The organism is Agrobacterium sp. H141, from assembly GCF_057158725.1.
In genome coordinates this window covers 2955312-2977079 of sequence record NZ_CM169893.1, presented here as the reverse complement: position 1 = coordinate 2977079, position 21768 = coordinate 2955312, and the positions used below count along the sequence as shown (strand labels likewise).

The window sequence follows — 21768 nt, the reverse complement described above, 5'->3', positions numbered from 1 at the left end:
CAAGGCTATGACGGTTTTAAAATTAGATATTTATGAAGTACGACCTACTTTTCCGCAGGAAGATTTCTCTGACACTTGCCTTCGAGGTTGAAAGGTTGAACATCTGGCCCAAATGAAAAAAACAAACACACGCGGAGCAATTAATGTCAGTGAAGCTTGAAATCTCCTTCTCCAAATCGGCGCGTCTCGATGGCGTAACGGCCATCCTCCTGAAAGCCTCTGGCGACGGCGCGGCTGCTGGCATCGCAGACGTCGATCCGTCAGGCGTTTATGAGCGTGCAGCGAAGGTGCGCAAGTTCACCGGAAAGTCCCTGGCAAAGCTCGATGTGGTGGCGCCACATGGTTCGTCCGTTGATCGCATGGTTGTTTTAGGCTTGGGCGATGCTGCCAAGATGAGCGACCATGACTGGCTACGTGCTGGCGGCACCGCCATGTCGACATTGTCCGGCGTTGAGTCCGCCGTGGTCTATCTGGATGCTGCAGGGGTTGACGTGTCGGGCAAGCAGGCAGCCGACTTTGCTCTTGGCATGCTGCTTCGTGCTTACAAGTTTGATTCGTTCAAGACCTCCAAGAAGAAGGACGAGGACGAAGACGATTCCAAGGTGAAAGCCCTGAAAGTCACGCTCGTGACAGCCGCTGCCTCCGACGCCAAAGAGGCCTTTGTCGATGCAGAAGGTGTCGCCGGCGGTGTCTTGCTCGCGCGCGATCTTGTCAACCTGCCGCCGAACGTGCTTGGCCCTGAGGAATTTGCGGCCCGCGCAAAGGCCATGGAAAAGCTCGGCGTCGAGATTGAAATTCTGGGCGAAAAGGAAATGAAGAAGCTCGGCATGGGCGCTCTTCTCGGCGTGGCTCAAGGGTCGTCGCGTCCGCCACGTCTCGTCGTCATGCAGTGGAAGGGCGGCAAGGCGAAGGACAAGCCGATTGCGTTCGTCGGCAAGGGCGTTGTCTTCGATTCCGGTGGCATCTCGATCAAGCCTGCCGGTGGCATGGAAGACATGAAGGGTGACATGGGTGGCGCTGCCGCCGTGACAGGCCTCATGCATGCGCTGGCGTCTCGCAAGGCCAAGGCCAATGTCGTTGGCATTATCGGTCTTGTCGAAAACATGCCGGACGGCAATGCCCAGCGTCCCGGCGACATCGTCACCTCGATGTCGGGCCAGACCATCGAGATCGTCAATACCGATGCTGAAGGCCGCCTCGTCCTGGGTGATGCACTTTGGTATTGCAACGAACGTTTCGAGCCGAAATTCATGATCAATCTGGCAACCTTGACCGGTGCCGTTCTCGTCGCGCTCGGCTCTCATCATGCGGGTCTGTTCTCCAACGACGATGCATTGTCGGAGCAGTTGCTGGCCGCAGGTCTGCAGACGCATGAGCGTCTCTGGCGTCTGCCGCTCGGCAAGGAGTACGACAAGATGATCGATTCGCGCTTTGCCGATATGAAGAATAGTGGTGGCCGACATGCCGGCTCCATCACAGCGGCCCAGTTCCTCCAGCGCTTCGTCAAGGAAACGCCGTGGGCGCATCTCGATGTCGCCGGAACGGCCATGGGGTCGCCTGCAGACGAGATCAGCCAGAGCTGGGCATCCGGCTACGGCGTTCGCCTGCTCGACCAGCTGGTGCGTGCGAATTACGAATCCTGAACCTGAAAGGTCCAACTGCCTTGGCGGAGATTCTCTTCTACCACCTGACGGAATCGAAGCTCGAGGACGCTTTGCCGCCGCTCCTGGAAAAAAGCCTGGAGCGCGGCTGGCGCGTGGCCGTGCAGACGCCGAACGCCGAAAGGCGCGATGCGCTCGATGGGCATCTGTGGACATTTCGCGATGACAGCTTCCTGCCGCATGGCACGGAGGAGGGGCCACAGTCGGCCGAACAGCCGATCCTCTTGACGGTCTCGGCAGACAATCTTAATGCCGCGACGGTTCGGTTCCTGATCGACGGTGCCTCGCCTCCCGAAGATCTGAACTATGACCGCGTCGTCTTCCTCTTCGATGGACATGATCAGCATCAGCTGGAATCGGCGCGGGGTGAATGGAAACGTCTGAAGGGCGAGGGGCATGCCCTGACCTACTGGCAGCAATCCCCTGAAGGGCGGTGGCAGAAGAAGGCCTGATCCCGACGTCGAGATGTGGCCATTCGTGGCGACAGCCTCACTGTGCCGATGCCAGCAGATCGAGGCCTGAACGCTTGTGGCGCAGTGCGACGACTTTGTAGCCACCGGCCTGCAAGCGCGAAAGCAATTGCGGGAGCATCAGTTCTGTGCGGGCATGAATGTCGTGCAGCAGTATGATGCCGCTTTGACGAGCCGCGAGTGTTGCCATGGTGCGTTCGACAATCTCGGATGGCGTGGACTTGAAATAGTCCTTGGAGTCGATGCCGACATCCAGCACCACGGTGCCGCGGCGGGCGAGTGCGGCGCGAAGCGGGCCGGTGTCGGCGAGGTAAGGAAAACGGAAGAAGCCGATATCCGCACCGGTGCTGACCCTGACAGCCGTCTCGCCCCGCATGATCTCGGTCATGGCGCGATCGAAATTCATGCCGCTCAGATTGGCATGACGCCAGGTATGGCTCCCCACAGAATGGCCGCGTGCGACCACCTTTCGGGCGATGTCCGGATGGTTCTTCGCCATCTCTCCCACCATCAGGAAGGTCGCCTTGACGCGGAAAAGATCTAGCGTGTCGAGAATGCGCTCCGTCTTGCCGGGAACCGGGCCATCGTCAAAGGTGAGGATGACTTCCTTGGGTGCCAGTTTGATGTCGCCGACCGAGGAGACGTCCAGCGTGCGCCCCGTCAAAGGACCGCGTGGTGTGCCCAGACTGGCGTGAAACCATGCACGCGGTTCCATCGGAAGGGGATCGCTCGCATCGACAGGGCGAGGCTGCGGGATAGCGGGCACGAAGGCCGTCTGTGCTGAGGTTTCGTTTTTCTTGAGGTTCGCACAACCGGTGACGGTCAAGGCGACAACAACGCAGGCAACAAGGCGAAACGCAAACATGACCACACTCAAAGCGATATGACGTTGAGCACCGGTCTAGCGAAACATGGTTAATCTTTGGTTGAAATGGCCTCTTGGCGATTAACCATAAGACTGGCCTGTGTTGCGTTACTCTGCCATTGCCTCATCATATTCGGTCGAAAGCTCCAGCCACTGCTCTTCGGCGTCTGCCAGCTTTGACGCCGTTTCGCCGCGTAGTTTGGCCTTCTCCGCGGCCTTGGCCGGAAACTTCTCGTAAAGCACCGGATCCGCAAGTTCCGCATCAAGTGCCTGAATCTGCTTCTCCAGTTTCTTCGTCAACGCTTCGATTTCGTTGATCTTTTTCTTCATCGGCGCAAGCTGGGCGCGCCGTTCGGCGGCCTGCTTGCGCTGGTCGGCCTTGCTGGCCTGATCGGCAACTAACTCAGTTCTCGGCTTTTCTTCTTTTTTTTTACCGGAAGAGACGATGAGCCCGCGATATTCTTCCATATCGCCTTCGAAGCTTGTCACCGTGCCATTATTGACGAGCCACAGGCGATCCACGGTCGCCTCGATCAGATGGCGGTCATGGCTGATCAGGATCACCGCACCTTCATAGTCGTTGAGCGCTGCAATCAATGCGCGGCGGCTATCGATGTCGAGGTGGTTGGTGGGCTCGTCGAGGATCAGAAGGTTCGGCGAATGGAAGGCGGCAAGGCCCATCAGCAGGCGAGCCTTTTCGCCACCGGAGAGATCCTTGGCAGCTGTCGCCATCTTCTCGGTCGCCAGCCCCATCTGGGCAACGCGTGCCCGCACCTTGGCTTCGGGCGCACCAGGCATGAGACGACGAACGTGGTCGACCGGTGTGTCGTTGGGAATGAGGTCGTCGAGCTGATGCTGGGCGAAAAAGCCGATCTTCAGATTCGGTGCCAGCTTGATATCGCCGCTTTCAGCCTTCAACCGGCCCGAAATGAACTTGGCGAACGTCGACTTGCCGTTACCGTTCGCACCCAAAAGCGCAATGCGGTCGTCATTGTCGATGCGAAGATCGATATTCTTCAAGATAGGTTTTCCCGGCTCGTAGCCGACCGTGCCGCCATTAATGGCAACGATAGGCGAGGCAGGTTGCTTCTCTGGCTCCGGGAAGGTGATCGGCTGCACGTGATCCTCGATCACGGAGGCCACCGTGCCCATGCGCTCCAGCGCCTTCACGCGGCTTTGGGCCTGCTTGGCCTTGGATGCCTTGGCCTTGAAGCGGTCGACGAAGCTCTGCAGGTGCTTGCGCGCGGCCTCGTTCTTGGCCTTTGCTTTCGTCTGCAATTCGTCGGCTTCCGCCTTCTGACGTTCGAACTGGTCATAGCCGCCGCGATAGAAGGTCAGTTTTTTCTGATCCAGATGGACGATCGAATTCACGGCGGTGTTCAACAGATCCCGGTCATGGCTGATGATGATGACCGTATGGGGATAGCGTCGCACATAGTCTTCCAGCCACATCGTGCCTTCAAGGTCGAGATAGTTGGTCGGCTCGTCGAGCAGCAGCAGGTCGGGTTCGGAAAAGAGCACCGCTGCCAGCGCCACGCGCATGCGCCAGCCACCGGAAAAGGATGAGGCAGGACGAAGCTGCGCGTCGGCATCGAAACCGAGACCGGCCAGAATCGTGGCAGCACGTGCTTCCGCGGAATGCGCGTCGATATCCACCAGCCGCATCTGGATCTCGGATATCCGTTCCGGGTTGGTCGCCGTCTCGGATTCTGCCAACAGCGCTGCCCGTTCCTTGTCGGCGGCCAGAACGATGGACAAGAGCGAGTCTTCGGTTCCCGGCGCTTCCTGGGCCACCTGGCCCATGCGTGCATTCTTGGGGATCGAGATCGAACCGGTCTCCGGCGTCAGGTCACCGGTGATGATCTTGAACAAAGTGGACTTGCCCGCGCCATTGCGTCCGACCAGCCCGGCCTTGGTGCCGCTGGGAAGCGAAACGCTGGCATGATCGATGAGGAGGCGGCCGGCGATGCGAGCCGAAATATCGTTGATTGTAATCATGCCCCGGCTTGTGGCCGAACTGCAGTGCAAAGGCAATATAGGATCATACCGCAAGGCAGCATGAATGCGCCACGAGCTGTCTGGAGATGCCGTTGCGCAACAAAAAGAAGCGCAAACTCAAGCTGAACGACGAAACTTCGCTGTTGTGGCAGCCGCCGGATGTCCGGCGATCGGATTGCGACGATTGCCCTTCGTGGCTTTGAGGGCCTCCTGGGCCTGCGCCAGAAGCTGTGCCGCACTCATCGATGCGCCCGTCAGCGAGTATCCGATCATCAGCGTCAGATTGCTGTTGTCCGACGGATCGTCTGTGGCAAAGACCAGATTGTCGCTGATGGAGGTAAACAGCCGTTCTGCAATCGCCTCGGCATCCTCGGCGGAGACATCGTCGAACAGAAACGAGAACTCATCGGCACCGGTGCGGGCGACGAAGTCATTTTTCTTGATGGACCTGCGTACAATGGCCGAAAGACTCTTCATCAACCGGTTCACGGCGGCATCGCCAAACGACTGGGCCATGGCCTGAAAGCGGTCGATCCCCACGATGATCAGTGCCGTCGACTTCGGATCGCTGTCACCGGCGTAGAGTGCTTCGAGGCGGTTGTTGAAGGCGATCCGGTTCGGCAGGGATGTCACCCGGTCGCGCAATGCGGCGGTCTTGGCCTGGCCTGCCTTGCGTTCAGCCTTGGCGATGCGTTCGATACCATCGGCAAGCTTCTCGCGCAGACGATCCTCCGCTCCCATCTGTGCCTGAGCAGCCGATCTCAGATAGTCTATCTCGCTCTTCAGATCTGCGGTGTTGCCGGCATATCCGTCTTCAAGTTCGGTCGAGATGACCTCAAGCGCCTGCATGAAGCGACTCCCATGTTCAAGGCCGCTCGCCAGATCCTGGGTCAACTGTCTGAGCACGCTCGCCGCTTCCCGGTGCGCCACCTCGTCGGCAATGCCGCAATGAGAGACCAGACGGTGCTTGAGGCCGATCTGATCGAGCAGGTGCTGAGACGGATTGGTGCCGATGGCTTTCACGTCGCGCAAAAGGGCAGGGTCATGGCCGTAGAGCCCCTGATAGAAGAGCTCATAATTGCGCGGAATGCCGGAGACCTTGAGACGGGCCATGTGTCTGGCCACTGTTTGAAGCTGATCGAGGCCAGAGGTGTTGGTGGCACGCTGCGCGTCTGCAGTATCCTCAAACATAACATATCCCATCAATAAATTATGGGCGCCTGGATGCTTGTCGCTGGCGCGCGGTCTTTAGCAATGGCAGTGATAGTTGCTGGAACCTCTTGAAAAAGGATGAATGTTGCACTGACTCCGTGCTTCGCGCCGAAGGTTCAGCGGACCATGGTAAACGGGATGTTTTAAAGCAGACGTGTCAGAGCCACTGCTGTCCCGCCGACCGCAGGAAATAGATGAGGTCCAGAGATAGCGACGGCTTGCCAAGCGCAGTCAGCGTCATGTGCGCCTGTCCGCGGTGGTGGGTCTGGTGATTGAAGAAGTGGGAGAGCGCCGGTCCAAGCTTGTGCGTTATCTGGCTGGGATTGGTGATCGGCGTATAGGTGAATGGCTGATCGAGCATCTCGGGTGACAAAGAGCTGACCCAGTTGATGATCCGCGCATCTTCCGCTTTTCGCGCCTCTGTCAGCTGTGGCAGGGTGGAGTAGGGTTGTTCGTTGAGGCTCTTATGCGACGGGCCTTCTCCGGCGAAACGGTGCATCCAGATGCGATCGGCGACCAAGATATGGCTGAGCGTCGCAAACAGCGAACCGAAATAGGCGCCTCGGTCTTCGTTCAACGCCTGCGGCGTTAGAGTGGCTGCTGCGTCATATAGGAGTGTATTTGCCCAGGCGTTGTAAGCGGCAAACATATGATAATGCGCGATCATGATCCTACCTCTTTCAATCCGGTCTTTTACCCTAGCGCAGATATGTTGCAATGGGCGTGATGCATCGATGAAATAACTTGATTTGATCGACAGCGTCCCGGGAGGCTAACAATCAGGGCCTGGATTTTCAGCGAGGTTTATGATGACCATCACTCTTTACTCCTTGTGCGGCGCGGATGAAACGCGACCGTTTTCACCCCATTGCTGGAAGGTGGTGATGGCCCTGCACCACAAGGGGTTGCCATTCGTCGAAAGTCCCAAGGCCTTCACAGCGATACCGGGCGTTGAAAACGGTGTATCCAAAACGGTTCCGCTTCTGCGGGATGGAGAGACGCTGATTTCCGACAGCTTTGCCATCGCCCGTTATCTGGAAGAGACCTATCCCGATCGTCCGTCTCTCTTTGGCGGAGATGGTGGCCTGGCCATGGCACGTTTCGTCGAAGCCTTCTCCAACACCACAGTTCACCCGGCCGTCACCAGGATTGCCATCGTCGATATCTGCAACATGCTGGGGCCGGAGGATCAGTCCTATTTCCGCGAAAGTCGCAGCAAGCGCCTTGGCAAGCAGATCGAGGAGGTGGCCGCAGGCCGCGACACCGAGATCGCCGAGTTTGCCGACAAGCTGAAGCCGGTGCGCTACCTGCTGGCGCACCAGCCCTTCATTGGGGGTGAAACCCCCTTGTTTGCCGATTATATCGTCTTCGGCGCCTTGAAATGGCTCGATATCGCCAGCGGCTCTGTTTACCTGCCGGAAGAAGATCCCGTCTTTGCCTGGTATCAGCGCTGCCTCGATCTCTTTGCCGGTGAACCCCGCAAGGTCGCCTGACGGCCGCAACAGGCCGCCTCTGGTCAAGATCGAGCCGCGCCGGCGTGCAATTGTGACGCCGGCGTGAAATTCGTGCATCCCTCTTGTTTTTCAGTCCCTTCGCCGCTAGAAACCGCCCACTTTCCCTATTCCACAAGAGGACATCACACATGGCGATTGAACGCACTTTTTCGATGATCAAGCCGGACGCAACCAAGCGTAACCTGACGGGCGCCATCACCAAGATGCTCGAAGATGCTGGCCTGCGCGTCGTTGCATCCAAGCGCGTCTGGATGAGCACCCGCGAAGCTGAGGGCTTCTATGCCGTTCACAAGGAACGCCCTTTCTTCGGCGAACTGGTTGAAGGCATGACATCCGGCCCGACCGTCGTTCAGGTTCTGGAAGGCGAAGGCGCAATCCTCAAGAACCGCGAAGTCATGGGTGCAACCAACCCTGCCAACGCGGACGAAGGCACCATCCGCAAGACCCACGCTCTGTCCATCGGCGAGAACTCGGTTCACGGTTCGGACGCGCCTGAAACGGCTGCTGAAGAAATCAAGTACTGGTTCTCCGACACCGAAATCGTCGGCTGAATCAGACTGTCAGGCGCAAGTCTGAACTAATTGATGGATATGAGAAAACGGCGCCGGATGGCGCCGTTTTTTTGCGAGCATCGGATGCTTGTCCGCGCCTTGGTTCACATCGTCCGTGGCAGGATGTGCTGGATTTGAGATCCGCATTCTCTCATGTCGCCGGGCATGCTTCCGGGGAAAAATCCGGCTTTTGGCCGGGCTTGTAGACCTCGGGATTGGCCGTATAGATCGCCCCGACGATGAGCGGTTTTGCTGGCAATATGCTCTGGTCGAGGTCTGAGGTGAGGGTCGTCTCGATGGTCTGGATCAGGTCGCCCTTGCCATCGGTCACGGTCATCGTCACGTGATAGGGTCTGTTCTTGACGACACAGTGGATGGGCGGGCTTTCCAGTGCCACCTTCGTCCAAGATGGGAAGATCTTCGTCTTCGTCACGATCGGTGGCCCGCCGCGCGGGTCTTCGTAGTTGGTTTCGATAAAGCTGTGCTCCGGCAGTGTCGACTTGCGCGCAAGCGTCAGCACATAGGTTGCGGTCGAGACGCGGTAGTTGAAGGCAAAGAGCTTGCCTTCAATGGCAAGCGGTCCCTCATCCTCGCGCTGGCAGCCACCTGCGGCAAGCAAAGCCGCCAGCATGGCCATTGTCGTGATCGGCGCTTTCATGGCGCTATCCCCTGCTTTTGTCGTTGATAGTGACGGTTGGCCTTGGCGCGATTGCCGCATACGGCCATGTCGCACCAGGTGCGGCTGCGGTTCTTGCTGCGGTCGATGAACAGCCAGCCGCAGTTGCCGCAGATCTTCATGCGCTGTGGATCGGGCTCGCAGATGAGGGCAAGCGCCGAGCGTGCGGTGCGGGCTTCCAGCGCTGTATCACTGGCAGCCGCCGACAGGTTGCGGGCAGCAAGGGCGAGCATCCATGCAAGCAGGTGTCGGTCATCGTTCCCGAGCGTGCGTGCCCGAAAATAGTCGTCGATGGCTTCGCGCAAGGCGAGGAAATCCTCAACATTGGCGGTTGTCGCTGCCGTCAGGCCGTTGACCTGCTGGCGCTCTGCGCAATGGGTGATCGCCGCCGGCACGAAATCATCCATCTGCGCGGTGATGGCAAAACGGTCGATCGAGCGTTCGGGGTCGAACCGCAAAATGACGCTGTTGGCGACATCCAGTGCGAGCGCGCCGCCGGAGAAGCGATGAGGGGTCCAGGCAAAATCCATGGTGAAATACTAACTGGTAAAAATCATTTTACCAGTTATAAATTTGGGTGGAGGCCGTCATGAGCTATTTCCTGCAGCAACTCGCCAATGCCGTTCCCGTCGCAGCACTCTATGCCGCGCTCGCCTTCGGCTATGCTCTGGCCTTCGGTATGACCAGACGTGCGGATATCACTTATGGCGCGTTGTTCGCATTTGCCGGCCAACTCTATTTGCTCTTCACCGGTGTCGGCTGGAACGACTTTCGTCTGATCTTTCCAGCGGCCCTGGCCTTCGGGGCTGCTCTGTCCCTTGTCTATGCCGTGGGGGCGGGAGCACTGATTGCCCGCTCGGTCATGCGGCCGTTGTACCGGCTATCGCCCAACACTGTCATCGTCGCCAGTCTGGCGGTGCTGATCGTCTTGTCGGAAACCGGCAGGCTGGCGCTTGAAAGCGGAAACCTGTGGCTGCCGCCCTTTCTCAATACCTCCATCACGTTCTGGCGCGATGGCACCTTCAGTGTCACGCTGACTGTGATCCAGATCGGCAATGCGGCACTGATGACGGCGATTGTGCTGGGTGGCCAGGCGGTTTTGCGCCAGACCCGGGCGGGGCGTATCTGGCGGGCAGTGGCTGACGATCCGCTGGCCGCAGAACTTTGCGGTGCGGCTTCCGGCAAGGTCTTCGTTCTCGCCTATGTGGCAGCATCGGCCATATCCGCCACCTGCGGTCTGCTCGCCACCTCCTATTACGGAACGATGGACTTCGGCGCTGGCCTTGTTTTCGGTCTCAAGGTCGTTTTGATTGCCGCGGCCGGTGGCCATGCTCACCCGCTTCGCGCGGCTGTGGGGGCTGCAGGTGTTGGTGTGGCCGAAACCTTCTGGAGCGGCTACGCGCCCATCCTCTGGCGGGACTTCGTCATCGTCTCGGCTCTGGTGGTCCTGCTTGTTTTGTCGCGACGGGAGCGGTTGGCGCCGTGACGATCACAACCACTTGTCGCGGGCAGCGTCGTCGGCGTCCTTGGCGGCCACCCAGTCGCGGCTTCGACCGTCGATAGCGTGTTCCTTCTTCCAGAACGGTGCCGAGGTCTTCAGGTAATCCATCATGAAATTGGCACCATCGAAAGCAGCCTGCCGGTGCGGGGCAGCAGCCACGACCAGCACGATATTCTCGCCCGGAGCGATCTTGCCGAACCGGTGGATGGCCGTGAGCCCCAGAAGATCAAAGCGTGAAATCGCCTCGTCGGCAATCCGCGTCATTTCCGCTTCGGCCATGCCGGGATAGTGTTCGAGTTCCAGCGCTGATAGCTGCCCACCTTCGTCGCGGCACAGACCTGAGAAGGAAACGATAGCTCCGATATCGCGGCGGCCTTGGGCCAGACGCTTTGTCTCCGCATTCAGATCGAAGTCTTCACGCTGCACGCGAATGGTCGGCTGGACCATGGTTACCCGCCCGTCATCGGTGGAAAGAGCCCTATCTCGCCTGCGCCGGCGATCGGTTCGTCATGCTCGACATGCTCCTGATTGATCGCAACCCGGATGGCCTGTGGAAACTGCAATGCGTTTTCGTATTCCTCGCCAAGTCCGCGCAGATGCTCGATCAGATCGCCGGCAGTGACGACGCTCGTCGGCAGGTTGAGTTCCTCTTCGGGCTTGCCGATCCGTTCGCGCACCCAGGCGAAATAGACGAGTTTCACCATGTCACTCTTCCATGATGTGCTTGGCGCCGGCCCGGAAATAATCGTAGCCGGTATAGAAGGTCAGGATGGCCGCCAGCCACAGCAGCGCGATGCCCATCTCGGTCGTATAGGGCAGCACCTTGTCGCCTGCGGGACCAGCCAGAAGAAATGCGATGGCCACCAACTGCACGGTGGTCTTCCATTTGGCGATACGCGTCACCGGCACCGATACCTTCAGCGCGGCCAGATATTCGCGCAGGCCCGATACCAGGATTTCGCGGCAAAGGATGGTAATGGCCGCCCAGATCGACCAGCCGGCAATCGTGCCATCGGCGGCCATCAGCAGCAGGACGGAGGCGACCAGCAATTTGTCGGCGATCGGGTCCAGCATGCGGCCGATATTCGATGTCTGGTTCCAGATGCGGGCGAGATAACCATCGAGAAAATCGGTGAGGGAGGCGACGACGAAGATCCAGAAGGCCGTCCAGCGCGCGAAATCGGTACTTTGCAGTTTGCCCTCAATGAAAAAGCAGACGACGATCAACGGAACCGCCAGAATGCGACCGTATGTCAATAAATTGGGAATATTATATGCGCGCGAAGCCATGATGTCCTGCTATCCGATATTTCGACCGTAGATGACGGTTTCCGACGCAAGCCGTCAACACGCCTCGTTATATTTAATGTCGCAGGCGCCCAGCAAAAGGCCAGCCCGCGTCAATCTGCACCGTTTTCGTGAAAATGATTGTAGACGAGCTTTGCGACGGCCTCGGAAATTCCGTCGACCGCCATCAGATCGCTGATCGCTGCCCGCGAAGCTGCCTTGGCTGTGCCGAAGTGCTGCAGGATCGCCCGCTTGCGGGTCGGCCCGATGCCGGCGATCTCGTCCAGCGGGTTTTTCACCATCTCCTTCTTGCGCCGCGCGCGGTGCGAACCGATGGCGAAACGGTGAGCCTCGTCACGCATGCGCTGGATGAAATAGAGCACGGGATCGCGCGGTGGCAGCGAGAAGTCTGGCTTTCCCTTGACGAAGAAGCGTTCCCGTCCGGCCTCGCGGTCCACGCCCTTGGCAATGCCGATGGCTGTTACGCAATCGGTAATGTCGAGATCGTCGAGGATCTTGCGCACAGCCGACATCTGTCCCTGGCCACCGTCGATCAGGATCACATCCGGCCATGCGGGAAAGGCAGCATCGGCGGCATCCTCTGTTGTCGTTGTGCTCCGGTCCGGCTTGCCTTCTTCCTTGATCAACCGCGAGAAACGTCGGGTCATCACCTCGCGCATCATGCCGAAGTCATCGCCGGGGGTGATGTCTTCCGATTTGATGTTGAACTTGCGGTATTGGTTTTTCACAAAGCCCTCTGGCCCGGCGACCACCATGCCGCCGACCGCATTGGTGCCCATGATGTGGGAGTTGTCATAGATCTCGATGCGTCGCGGTGTGTAATCGAGTGAGAAGGTCTCTTTCATGCCCTGCAGCAGTCGCGCCTGAGACGAGGTCTCGGCAAGCTTGCGCCCATGGGCCTCGCGCGCATTGGCAACAACGTGATCGACAAGGTCCTTCTTTTCTCCACGCTGCGGAACCAGAACCAGCACCTTGTGGGCAGCCTTTTCCGATAGAGCCAGCGCCAGAAGCTCCTGCTCCTCTATCGTCTCCGACAGCAGGATCTGCCTGGGCACCGGCTTGTCGTCATAAAACTGCGCGAGGAAGGCAGACAGCACCTCGGCGCCGGAAAGCTGCGGGTCGGCCTTGGGGAAATAGGCGCGGTTGCCCCAGTTCTGTCCGGTGCGGAAGAAGAACACCTGAATGCAGCATAGCCCGCCCTCCTGATGGATGGCGAAAATATCGGCTTCCTCGACACCGGCCGGATTGATGCCCTGGTGGCTCTGCACATGGGAGAGTGCGGCCAACCGGTCGCGGAACACGGCGGCCCGCTCGAAGTCGAGATCTTCGGCCGCCTCGTTCATGGTCCGCGCCATGGTTTCTTTCACCTTCTGGCTTTTGCCGGAAAGGAAGTCTTTGGTCTCCTTGACCAGTTCCGCATAGTCCGCGTCGCTGACCTCGCCGGTGCAAGGCCCCGAACAACGCTTGATTTGATAGAGCAGGCACGGGCGGGTGCGGCTTTCGAAGACGCTGTCGGTGCAGGTGCGCAGCAAAAAGGCCCGTTGCAGCGAATTGATGGTGCGCCCGACAGCCGTTGCCGAGGCGAAGGGGCCGAAATAATCACCCTTGCGCGCCCGCGCACCCCGGTGCTTGTAGATCGCGGGGGCCTTCCCGTCGCCGGTGATCATAATGTAGGGAAAGCTCTTGTCGTCGCGCAAAAGCACATTGTAACGCGGACGCAGCCGTTTGATCAGGTTCGCTTCGAGCAGCAGCGCCTCGACCTCGGTGCGGGTCGTGACGAATTCCATATGGGTCGTTTCGCGTACCATGCGCGCCAGCCGGTTGGAATGCAGCCGTCCTTGCGCGTAATTGCTGACCCGTTTCTTTAGAGAGCGCGCCTTGCCGACATAGAGAACCTCCCGCGCGGCATTCAGCATGCGGTAGACACCAGGGGCGTTCGGCAGCTTCTTGACGAACTCGCCAATCAGTTCTGCACCCTTCAGCTCGGAGGGAACATCGCCGCTCTCGTTCCAGTCGATAGACAGGGTCGTTGCGGCCTCGACAATATCGGCGACCACGCCATCGTCATCATCTTCTGTGCCATCATAGAGCACACCGCCATCGCTGAGCTTGCCGCCCGTCATGCTTTATTCTCCTTCGCATGTGGTATCAGCCAAATGCGAGATTGTTCATGCGCCTGTACCTGTTTGCGTCTGTAGAACGCTGATCTCCGGCAAAGCGGCATCCAATTTTCGTGCCTTTACGACCACCGCTGCCGTGGTCGGGCTCGATTCTCCGTGTGCATGGGCGCAAAGAATCGAAGCCACGAGTCATATAGGCGTGTTTTTACGTTTGGCGAACACGCTGGCTTGATAACACACCAAAAACAACACAAGCGGCAAACATCTTCGTTCTCAAGTAAAAGTGTGCGATATCAAGTAGATCTGACTTTACTATTTATTAGGGTTAATAAAATCCCTGTCGCATAATAGCAACATCTAACTTTCACCACTTGGGCGCCACAAACATTTCACATTTTGGCTCTTTCAAATCCTCAATTGAATTTCATTTTCCTCGGGAACGGACAGGAACCGTCTAACGTTCATATCGCAGGAACAAACAGCTGTTCGGCGGCCTGAACCGAAAAGGAGAATTTTTTATGCGTAAACTCATTCTGACCCTCATGGTCTCTTCGGCAGCTCTCGTGAGCTTCAGCGCGGCCCAGGCAGCTGATGCGGTCGACCAGATCCCAGCACCGCCAGTCGCCACCGAAAACACCTATGTGCCAGCCTCTGGCTGGACCGGTGGATATATCGGTGGTGGCGTCACCTATGATTGGGGTGGCAGCAACTTGGGCGACGCCGTTGGCGGTACCCTCTACGGTGGTTACAACATGCAGAGCGGCCAGATCGTCTACGGTCCGGAAGCTGACATCAGCTACAACAACCAGGAAGGCTCGGCCGGCGCCGGCATCGACAGCAAGGAAGGCCTCAACGGCTCGATCCGTGGTCGCGTCGGTTACGACATGAACCCGTTCCTGATCTACGGTACCGGTGGTCTGGCCGTCGGCAATCATGAACTCAGCAGCGCCGCAGGCTCTGACGAGAAGGTCTCGGCCGGTTATACAGTCGGTGCCGGTGTTGAAGCCCTGGTGACGGATAACATCACCGCACGCGTGGAATACCGCTACACCGACTACATGGACCGTGACTTCGACCTCGGCGGTACAACCGTATCGCGCGGCTTTGACGATCACAGCGTCAAGCTCGGTATCGGCGTCAAGTTCTAAGAACGCCGTAAGTACGCTTCACGAGTGAAGCAGCACCAATTGGAAGCCGGGTTCGTCCCGGCTTCTCTTTTATCAAGCTCTATAATTCCCTGAGCCGCTCGGCGACTGCCTTTTCTACGCCGGTTGCTGCGTGGAGCTTGAACCACTCGATCATCCGTCGAACATCTCCACTTGCCGGGTTTTGCCCCAACGCTCCAATCAGTTCGGCACTGGCAGCAGCCATTGCAGTCAGGATGCGTGCCGTCTCAGGAACATAAGGCAGATCATTGCCGGCGTCATGGCGTGCGCGGATAATTGAGTAGCGCACCGTCTCAGGCAGGGACCATCCACTGGTCAGGAAATCGCTGACGCTGACCGCTTGCCCGTTTACTGTGGTCGTCGCGTCACGATCTTTTGGCTCAAAGCCGGTCGCTTCAATGCGCTCGCAGGCATCAATCGCTGCGTTCATCATTTCACGAATTAGAGGCCAGTCTGTTTTCATTGTTTGCCTCACCGTGACTGCGGCTTCATTTCGCTCCAGCCATCGAAACGCTTGGCGAATTTCGAAGGCCACGCAGCCAGTTCCGTACGGCCCTTTTCCCACTGTCCGGGAAAACGCAGCATCAGGTAACCGAGCAAGGCGGCAAGCGCGAAATGACCGCCATGCAATGTCTTTCCGGTTTTCGGCATATTGGCGTTCAGATAGTCGAGACCGCGCTCCACCTTTGACCACTGCTTGTCGATGACAGGCTGGTAAAGCATCTCTTCCGGGCGAAAGCGGCGTTCATAGACAATTGCCAGAAGGCAATCGGTCGTCCCGTCGCACAGCGCTTCAAGGCGCTCCGCTTCGGTGCGCTTCTCGCCCTTTTTGGGATAAAGCTTACCGTCCGAAATCCGGTTGAGATACTGCATGATGGCGCGGCTGTCGAAGATCGCCAATTGCCCATCCCCGCGCACCAGTGTTGGAATTTTCCCCAACGGATTATTCTCGATCAGAATGTCCGGCGCCGCCGTGGTATCCACTTTCACCGATTCGATATCCAGTTCCAGATAGCGCGCGGCCATCCGCACCTTGGCCGAATAGGGGGACGTCGAAGAGTAAAGCAGTTTCATGTCGTTTCCTGAGGTTTAATTGGCGACCGGCGGTATCGTGATCGATGAACGTTGACACGACTTTCTATCAACTTCCTCGCACGCCCGGAATGTTAAATCGGTTGTCATGCAAATGCGCACTTCCTCCAGCCTTTCCCCGTCACAGGTCACGGACATGGCTTTCGTCGAAAGTCCGGGATTGACGGCGACGAATTGCTGCTCCAGTCCGTCAGGACTCACGGTTTGGCGAATTGCGGGTTGCTGCAATGTGTCCGGTATTTTCAGCTTCTCGAACGCGGCGCGCGTCACGCGAAAATAATCCGCCTGGGACAGACCGGAACAGGTGCCATGCTTGCGCCATTCATGCCCGATCAACCCCATGCTCGGCATGATATCGAGATAATGCTGGCCGAGGTTATCTGGAACGCGGTCCGGCTGGTCGCTGGCGCAGGATTCGGGATAGCCTTTTTCATATTGCGGCCACAGCCCGTGCACGATCAGTCCGAATGCCTTGGAGGAGCCGCATTGCTGCTGGTTGCCCTCTCCCTCGTCTGACAGGCAGTAGCTTGGCGACCACGACAAGGACAGGACGTAGAAGTCGAAGCCCTGTCCAATGGGCAAAGGTTTCGTGCTTTCAGCAGGGGCAGGGACGGGTTTGGGGGCGGCTTGAACGATGACCGCCGGAGTATCTTCCACGTCCCAACTGGGCACGATAGGATCTTGCAGGAAGATCATGAGGCCCGCAGCAATCATCAGGCCGACAAAGGCGGCTATGCCATAATAGCGGTGCATGGCGGACCTCTATCGCTGCAATGTCGTGTGGGGCCGCTCCTCCGGCAAACAATGACGGAGCAGCAGATAACGGCTTTCGTGGTCGAAAGTATTGTCGGCGGAATTGGGGGTGCGGTTTGAACTCGAAGCCATCGCCGCATGGCCCGCGCTCAAGAATGCGCCAGTTGCGGCTAACCTACTGATGAAGAAGCGATTGCCCATCATGAGTCTCCCGTTTTTGCAACAATGTTGGCTAACTCGGGAGAGGTCAAGCCATCAAGCTTGGGGAGGCGGAACGGCTCCGCCTCTCGCTATCAAGAGGCCTCAGCGGCGTTCGAAGAAGACGTGGCAGCGGTCATTCGGCAGATTGCCGGTCGACAAGGGCAAGAATTCCCCGCTTTTGACGTCGAGGATATGGGCGTTGAAGGCCCGGGCCGGAAAGAATTTGAAGATATCGCTGTTCTTGTGACCGTAGGTCGACAGATCGGCGTCACCATGAAGCTCGATGAACCAGTGTGATGTCGTATGCGACAGCGTTTGCGTTGCGCCACCCAAGGCCTCGATCTCGTGCCCCTCGATATCCAGAAAAACCAGTGCCGGTGCACCATGGACAGCGGTCAATTCGTCAATCGACAAAACAGCAACCTTGGCGGACCCGGCACCGGCACTCCGGGCGCGACCGTTGAGCCCGCCATCGATCGAGACAGCAATTTTCCCCGACGAGACAAGTCCGTGAAGGCAGGTGATGTTGCGGTAGCCGTTCATGGCGATGTTGCGCTCGGCAACCCGCTGGTTATGCGCATTGGCTTCGACAGCCACCACCTTGCCAGTCTTGCCGGCCAGTTCCGCCAGAAGCATGGCAACCATGCATTGGTGCGCGCCCAGATCGAAGATCGTCTTACCGGCGAGCTTGAAGCGCTTGAGGAACTCGAGTTCGGGAAGGTTGTCTTCATCGTGATCGTACCAGGCTGAACCAACAGGATCTGCGATATGCATGTTCAGCCGTTTGCCCGCGAAATTATGGGTGGCGTCGTATGCGGCAAACTGCCGTGTCATTCGCTCTTGCTTGGTGCGACGAAATAGATCGTAGATGATTTCAGGCGTGTATGAACGGATCGCGGATTTAAGCATTACAATTTTCCCTAATCGTTTAATTCAATTAACGAGGATTGATTAGGTAATGCAAATAAATCAGTGCTTCTTGCACTTTGATGGTTAAGGTTCGGATTTAATTAAATTTTTTCAAATCTTCTCGGATTCGCCTCTAAGCCAGAAGCAACGCTGCGACGCATAGCGATCGACGCCCAGAATTTTCTTCAACTCCGGCAGCAGTGTGTGCAGTTCATCCTTGAGCGTGAAGGGTGGGTTGACGATCACGAGTCCTGATCCGGTCAGCCCTGTGATATCGCGATCGCTGCGCACCAGAAGCTCGGCGCAGAGCATTTTCGGGATTTCCAGAGCCTGCAGTGCCTGATGAAACTCTTCGATGGGTGCGCCCTTCTTGATCGGATACCAGAGGCAATAGGTGCCGGTGGCAAAACGGCGATAGGCCTTTGCCAGTCCGTCTGCGATGCGAAGATATTCACCGTCCTTCTCGAATGGCGGATCGACGAGCACGATGCCGCGCTTTTCCTTCGGCGGCAGATGTGCGCCCAGTGCCAGCCAGCCGTCCAGTTCGGTCACGCGCGCCTGAAAATCACCCTCGAAGAGGCGCGCAAGTGCGCGGTAATCATCCGGATGGAGTTCCATGGCCGAAAGCCGGTCTTGCGGGCGAAACAACATCCGCGCGAGCTTCGGCGATCCCGGATAGACCGTCACCGGTCCCTTGGGGTTCAGCTCTCGCACCGCGTCGAGATAGGGGGAGAGCAGCGCCTTTGCCTTGGGCGACAGCTCGGCCTCCAGCAAGCGTCCGATGCCGTCCTGCCATTCGCCGGTCTTCTGCGCTTCCTCGCTCGAGAGATCATAGACGCCAATTCCAGCATGCGTATCGAGCACGCGAAAGGCCTTGTCTTTCTGCTGCATATAGACGACCAGGCGCGCCAGCACCGCATGCTTCAACACATCCGCAAAATTGCCGGCGTGATAGATGTGACGGTAGTTCATCTGCGATCCTGATGTGTTCTATGATTTATGGAAATGGGGCTTTTGAGCCCGCGCTGCTTGCCATATAGAAAAGCAATGAACATCGCCAGTCCCAACACCTCCCGCACCATCGGTCATACGGTCTGTCCGCATGACTGTCCCTCCGCTTGCGCACTTGATGTCGACCTCGGGCCGGATGGCCGTGTGGGCCGGGTGAGGGGCGCTGCCGACAACAGCTACACCGCCGGTGTCATCTGCGCCAAGGTCGCCCGTTATGCCGAGCGTATCTATCATCCTGACCGCCTGATGACGCCTAAGCGCCGCACCGGCGCAAAAGGCGAAGGTGTCTGGCAGGAGATCTCGTGGGAGGCGGCCCTCGATGAAGCAGCCGAAGGCCTGCTCAAGGCCGAGCAGAACCATGGGGCAGACGCGGTCTGGCCCTATTTCTATGCCGGCACGATGGGTCAGGTGCAGCGCGATTCCATCGAGCGGCTACGTCACGCCAAGCGTTATTCCGGTTTCTTCGGCTCGATCTGCACCAACATGGCCTGGACCGGCTATGTGATGGGCACAGGCGCTTTGCGCGGCGCCGACCCGCGCGAGATTGCCAAGGCCGATTGCGTTGTCATCTGGGGTACCAATGCGGTGGCCACCCAGGTCAATGTGATGACCCATGCCATCAAGGCGCGCAAGGAGCGCGGTGCCAGGATCGTCGTCATCGATGTCTACGATAATCCGACGATGAAGCAGGCCGATATGGCGCTGGTCGTCCGACCGGGCACAGATGCGGCGCTCGCCTGCGCGGTCATGCACATTGCGTTCCGCGATGGATATGCCGATCGCGCCTATATGGACAAATACACGGACGATCCATCGGGCCTTGAGGCGCATCTGAAGAGCCGGACACCGCAATGGGCAGCATCGATCACGGGCCTATCCGTCGAGGAGATCGAAGCCTTTGCGGCTTTGGTGGGCCAGACCCGGAAAAGCTTCTTCCGGCTCGGCTACGGGTTCACCCGCCAGCGCAATGGCTCCGTTGCCATGCATGCCGCATTGTCGGTGCCGACGGTACTTGGTTCCTGGCAATATGAAGGTGGAGGTGCCTTCCACAACAATGGCGGCATCTACCGTTTCGACAAATCGCTGCTGATGGGCACGGCCTATGCCGATCCCACCGTGCGTTCGCTCGATCAGTCGCAAATTGGCCGCGTCTTGACGGGCGATGCCGAGGCCCTGCGCCATGGCGGGCCGGTGACGGCACTTCTCATCCAGAACACCAATCCGGTGAACGTTGCGCCTGAACAGCGGCTGGTCAAGCAGGGCTTCCTGCGCGACGACCTCTTCACCATTGTCCACGAGCAGTTCATGACGGATACGGCTGCTCTTGCCGATATCGTCCTTCCGGCCACAATGTTCATGGAGCATGACGACATTTATCGGGGCGGTGGCCACAGCCATATCCTGCTTGGACCCAAGATCGTCGAGCCGCCGGACACCGTGCGCAGCAATCTCTACGTGATCGAGGAACTGGCCAAACGTCTCGGCATCGCCGATATGCCGGGCTTCGGCATGGATGAGCGCCAGCATATCGACCGTATCCTGACCGGTGCCGGACATCCCGGCATTGACGTGCTGGAGCAGGAAAAATGGTTCGATTGCCAGCCGCCCTTCGAGGACGCGCATTTCCTCAACGGTTTTGGCCATGCGGACGGCAAGTTCCGGTTCAGCCCTGACTGGGCGGGGACAGTCACACCCAACAGTCCGCCGGATACGATCGGCAATATGGGACCGATGGCCGAATTGCCGGGCTTTCCGGACCAGGTCGATATGATTGAAGCAGCCGATCAGGTTCACCCCTTCCGCCTGACCACATCGCCCGCCCGTAACTTCTTGAACTCCACCTTCGCCGAGACCAGGACCTCGTCCGATAAGGAAGGGCGGCCACAGGTGATGGTCGCGCATGCCGATGCCGAGCGTCTTGGCATTGAAAACGGCGATCTGGTGAAACTTGGAAACAACCGAGGCGAAATCCGCATCCATGCCCGGGTGACGGGGGAGGTCAAGGCAGGCGTTCTGGTCGCCGAGGGCTTATGGCCCAATAAGGCCCATGTCGATGGCGAGGGTATCAATGTACTGACCGGTGCCGATGCCGTGGCACCGCATGGGGGCGCGGCGTTCCACGACAACCGTGTCTGGCTGTGCAAGGAAACCGCATGAGCAAATTCGACAGGACGACAATAGACGTTGTCTCCGACGAGACCCTGTGGGACGGCTGGAGCCGCCTGCGTCGCGTGACCTTCGACTACACCGGGGACGATGGAAAAACCGACCGGCTGGATTGGGAAGTGTTCGATCGCGGTGAAGCGGTGGCACTCTTCCTGTTCAACAGCCAGCGCCAGACTGTGGTGCTCGTGCGCCAGTTTCGCGTCCCGGCTTTTCTGCGCGGAGATCATGCCTTCCTGCTGGAGGTGCCGGCCGGCGCACTGGAAAAGGACGAGGATCCGGCACAAGCCATCTGCCGCGAGGCGCTGGAGGAAACCGGCTACAAGGTCGAGGCGCCGACCAAACTGTTTTCGCTCTACATGTCGCCAGGCGCTGTGACCGAGAAAGTGCATTTCTACAGCGCCTCGGTCGACGATTCCGCCAAGGTGGCAGCAGGCGGCGGCCTGGAAGACGAGCATGAAGACCTGGAACTGTGCGAGCTCCCGCTGGATGAGGCGCTGGCGATGATCGAAAGCGGCACCATTGTCGACGGCAAGACGGTTGTCTTCCTGCAATGGGCAGCGCTCAACCGCGACCGTCTCTTCAACTAGACATTCA

General features: G+C 58.5%; 23 protein-coding genes. 8 read left to right on the top strand and 15 right to left on the bottom strand.

The window, feature by feature from the left end; all coding sequences use genetic code 11:
• Positions 1 to 143 precede the first annotated feature (143 nt).
• Positions 144 to 1643, top strand: coding sequence for a leucyl aminopeptidase (locus ACWPM9_RS13820; RefSeq protein WP_484755486.1), 1500 nt, complete (start codon positions 144 to 146; stop codon positions 1641 to 1643).
• A gap of 20 nt (positions 1644 to 1663) precedes the next feature.
• On the top strand, positions 1664 to 2113 hold the full coding sequence (locus ACWPM9_RS13815; RefSeq protein WP_484755485.1) for a DNA polymerase III subunit chi: 450 nt from the start codon (positions 1664 to 1666) through the stop codon (positions 2111 to 2113).
• A gap of 37 nt (positions 2114 to 2150) precedes the next feature.
• On the opposite strand, the gene ACWPM9_RS13810 is transcribed toward ACWPM9_RS13815, so the two are convergent.
• The 4 genes from ACWPM9_RS13810 to ACWPM9_RS13795 all read right to left on the bottom strand — a co-directional run bounded on the left by ACWPM9_RS13810 (position 2151) and on the right by ACWPM9_RS13795 (position 6873).
• The gene (locus tag ACWPM9_RS13810; RefSeq protein WP_484755484.1) at positions 2151 to 2996 is read right to left on the bottom strand and encodes a polysaccharide deacetylase family protein; all 846 of its coding nucleotides are present in this window, start codon (positions 2994 to 2996) and stop codon (positions 2151 to 2153) included.
• A 108-nt stretch (positions 2997 to 3104) separates the two neighbouring features.
• Complete coding sequence (locus ACWPM9_RS13805; protein ID WP_428185179.1) at positions 3105 to 4994, bottom strand: ABC-F family ATP-binding cassette domain-containing protein; 1890 nt, start codon at positions 4992 to 4994, stop codon at positions 3105 to 3107.
• Between the two features lie 117 nt (positions 4995 to 5111).
• Entirely contained in the window at positions 5112 to 6185 is a 1074-nt protein-coding gene (locus tag ACWPM9_RS13800; RefSeq protein WP_428185178.1) for a GGDEF domain-containing protein, read from the bottom strand.
• A 178-nt stretch (positions 6186 to 6363) separates the two neighbouring features.
• Positions 6364 to 6873 carry a DinB family protein gene (locus ACWPM9_RS13795; RefSeq protein WP_484755483.1) on the bottom strand — a complete coding sequence of 170 codons (510 nt, stop codon included), beginning with the start codon at positions 6871 to 6873 and terminating at the stop codon, positions 6364 to 6366.
• A gap of 142 nt (positions 6874 to 7015) precedes the next feature.
• On the opposite strand from ACWPM9_RS13795, the gene ACWPM9_RS13790 reads away from it, so the two are divergent.
• Both ACWPM9_RS13790 and ndk read left to right on the top strand, forming a co-directional pair.
• On the top strand, positions 7016 to 7699 hold the full coding sequence (locus ACWPM9_RS13790; RefSeq protein ID WP_484757655.1) for a glutathione S-transferase family protein: 684 nt from the start codon (positions 7016 to 7018) through the stop codon (positions 7697 to 7699).
• A 149-nt stretch (positions 7700 to 7848) separates the two neighbouring features.
• Positions 7849 to 8271, top strand: coding sequence for a nucleoside-diphosphate kinase (gene ndk, locus ACWPM9_RS13785; RefSeq protein ID WP_428185176.1), 423 nt, complete (start codon positions 7849 to 7851; stop codon positions 8269 to 8271).
• A 151-nt stretch (positions 8272 to 8422) separates the two neighbouring features.
• Here ndk and ACWPM9_RS13780 read toward each other — a convergent pair whose 3' ends face one another.
• Positions 8423 to 8929 carry a hypothetical protein gene (locus ACWPM9_RS13780; RefSeq protein WP_484755482.1) on the bottom strand — a complete coding sequence of 169 codons (507 nt, stop codon included), beginning with the start codon at positions 8927 to 8929 and terminating at the stop codon, positions 8423 to 8425.
• Positions 8926 to 9477 carry a CGNR zinc finger domain-containing protein gene (locus ACWPM9_RS13775; RefSeq protein ID WP_484755481.1) on the bottom strand — a complete coding sequence of 184 codons (552 nt, stop codon included), beginning with the start codon at positions 9475 to 9477 and terminating at the stop codon, positions 8926 to 8928. Before ACWPM9_RS13775 ends, ACWPM9_RS13780 begins: the two co-directional genes overlap by 4 nt.
• A gap of 59 nt (positions 9478 to 9536) precedes the next feature.
• On the opposite strand from ACWPM9_RS13775, the gene ACWPM9_RS13770 reads away from it, so the two are divergent.
• The gene (locus ACWPM9_RS13770; RefSeq protein WP_484755480.1) at positions 9537 to 10433 is read left to right on the top strand and encodes a branched-chain amino acid ABC transporter permease; all 897 of its coding nucleotides are present in this window, start codon (positions 9537 to 9539) and stop codon (positions 10431 to 10433) included.
• 3 nt (positions 10434 to 10436) lie between these two features.
• Here the strand turns inward: ACWPM9_RS13770 and ACWPM9_RS13765 are convergent, their stop codons facing one another.
• The 4 genes from ACWPM9_RS13765 to uvrC form a co-directional block, all read right to left on the bottom strand.
• Positions 10437 to 10895: a molybdenum cofactor biosynthesis protein MoaE gene (locus tag ACWPM9_RS13765; RefSeq protein WP_428185172.1), complete on the bottom strand. Its 459-nt coding sequence runs from the start codon at positions 10893 to 10895 to the stop codon at positions 10437 to 10439.
• 2 nt (positions 10896 to 10897) lie between these two features.
• Positions 10898 to 11152, bottom strand: coding sequence for a molybdopterin converting factor subunit 1 (moaD, locus tag ACWPM9_RS13760; RefSeq protein WP_484755479.1), 255 nt, complete (start codon positions 11150 to 11152; stop codon positions 10898 to 10900).
• 1 nt (position 11153) lies between these two features.
• A complete protein-coding gene (gene pgsA / locus ACWPM9_RS13755) occupies positions 11154 to 11738 on the bottom strand; it encodes a CDP-diacylglycerol--glycerol-3-phosphate 3-phosphatidyltransferase (RefSeq protein ID WP_428185170.1) in 585 nt (194 codons plus the stop codon).
• Between the two features lie 110 nt (positions 11739 to 11848).
• Positions 11849 to 13879: an excinuclease ABC subunit UvrC gene (gene uvrC / locus ACWPM9_RS13750; RefSeq protein WP_484755478.1), complete on the bottom strand. Its 2031-nt coding sequence runs from the start codon at positions 13877 to 13879 to the stop codon at positions 11849 to 11851.
• Positions 13880 to 14394: 515 nt separating this feature from the next.
• On the opposite strand from uvrC, the gene ACWPM9_RS13745 reads away from it, so the two are divergent.
• Positions 14395 to 15024, top strand: a complete 630-nt coding sequence (locus ACWPM9_RS13745) for an outer membrane protein (RefSeq protein ID WP_428185168.1) — start codon at positions 14395 to 14397, stop codon at positions 15022 to 15024.
• A gap of 79 nt (positions 15025 to 15103) precedes the next feature.
• Here ACWPM9_RS13745 and ACWPM9_RS13740 read toward each other — a convergent pair whose 3' ends face one another.
• From ACWPM9_RS13740 to ACWPM9_RS13720, 5 genes are all read right to left on the bottom strand, one after another.
• The gene (locus ACWPM9_RS13740; RefSeq protein WP_484755477.1) at positions 15104 to 15505 is read right to left on the bottom strand and encodes a hypothetical protein; all 402 of its coding nucleotides are present in this window, start codon (positions 15503 to 15505) and stop codon (positions 15104 to 15106) included.
• 8 nt (positions 15506 to 15513) lie between these two features.
• Positions 15514 to 16116, bottom strand: coding sequence for a glutathione S-transferase (locus tag ACWPM9_RS13735; RefSeq protein ID WP_484755476.1), 603 nt, complete (start codon positions 16114 to 16116; stop codon positions 15514 to 15516).
• 15 nt (positions 16117 to 16131) lie between these two features.
• A complete protein-coding gene (locus tag ACWPM9_RS13730; protein ID WP_484755475.1) occupies positions 16132 to 16848 on the bottom strand; it encodes a ribonuclease T2 family protein in 717 nt (238 codons plus the stop codon).
• Positions 16849 to 17190: 342 nt separating this feature from the next.
• Positions 17191 to 17997, bottom strand: coding sequence for an FkbM family methyltransferase (locus tag ACWPM9_RS13725; RefSeq protein ID WP_484755474.1), 807 nt, complete (start codon positions 17995 to 17997; stop codon positions 17191 to 17193).
• Positions 17998 to 18108: 111 nt separating this feature from the next.
• The gene (locus tag ACWPM9_RS13720) at positions 18109 to 18969 is read right to left on the bottom strand and encodes a 23S rRNA (adenine(2030)-N(6))-methyltransferase RlmJ (protein ID WP_484755473.1); all 861 of its coding nucleotides are present in this window, start codon (positions 18967 to 18969) and stop codon (positions 18109 to 18111) included.
• Between the two features lie 75 nt (positions 18970 to 19044).
• On the opposite strand from ACWPM9_RS13720, the gene ACWPM9_RS13715 reads away from it, so the two are divergent.
• The gene (locus tag ACWPM9_RS13715) at positions 19045 to 21165 is read left to right on the top strand and encodes a molybdopterin oxidoreductase family protein (RefSeq protein WP_484755472.1); all 2121 of its coding nucleotides are present in this window, start codon (positions 19045 to 19047) and stop codon (positions 21163 to 21165) included.
• Entirely contained in the window at positions 21162 to 21761 is a 600-nt protein-coding gene (locus ACWPM9_RS13710; RefSeq protein ID WP_428185161.1) for an NUDIX domain-containing protein, read from the top strand. Before ACWPM9_RS13715 ends, ACWPM9_RS13710 begins: the two co-directional genes overlap by 4 nt.
• Positions 21762 to 21768 lie beyond the last annotated feature (7 nt).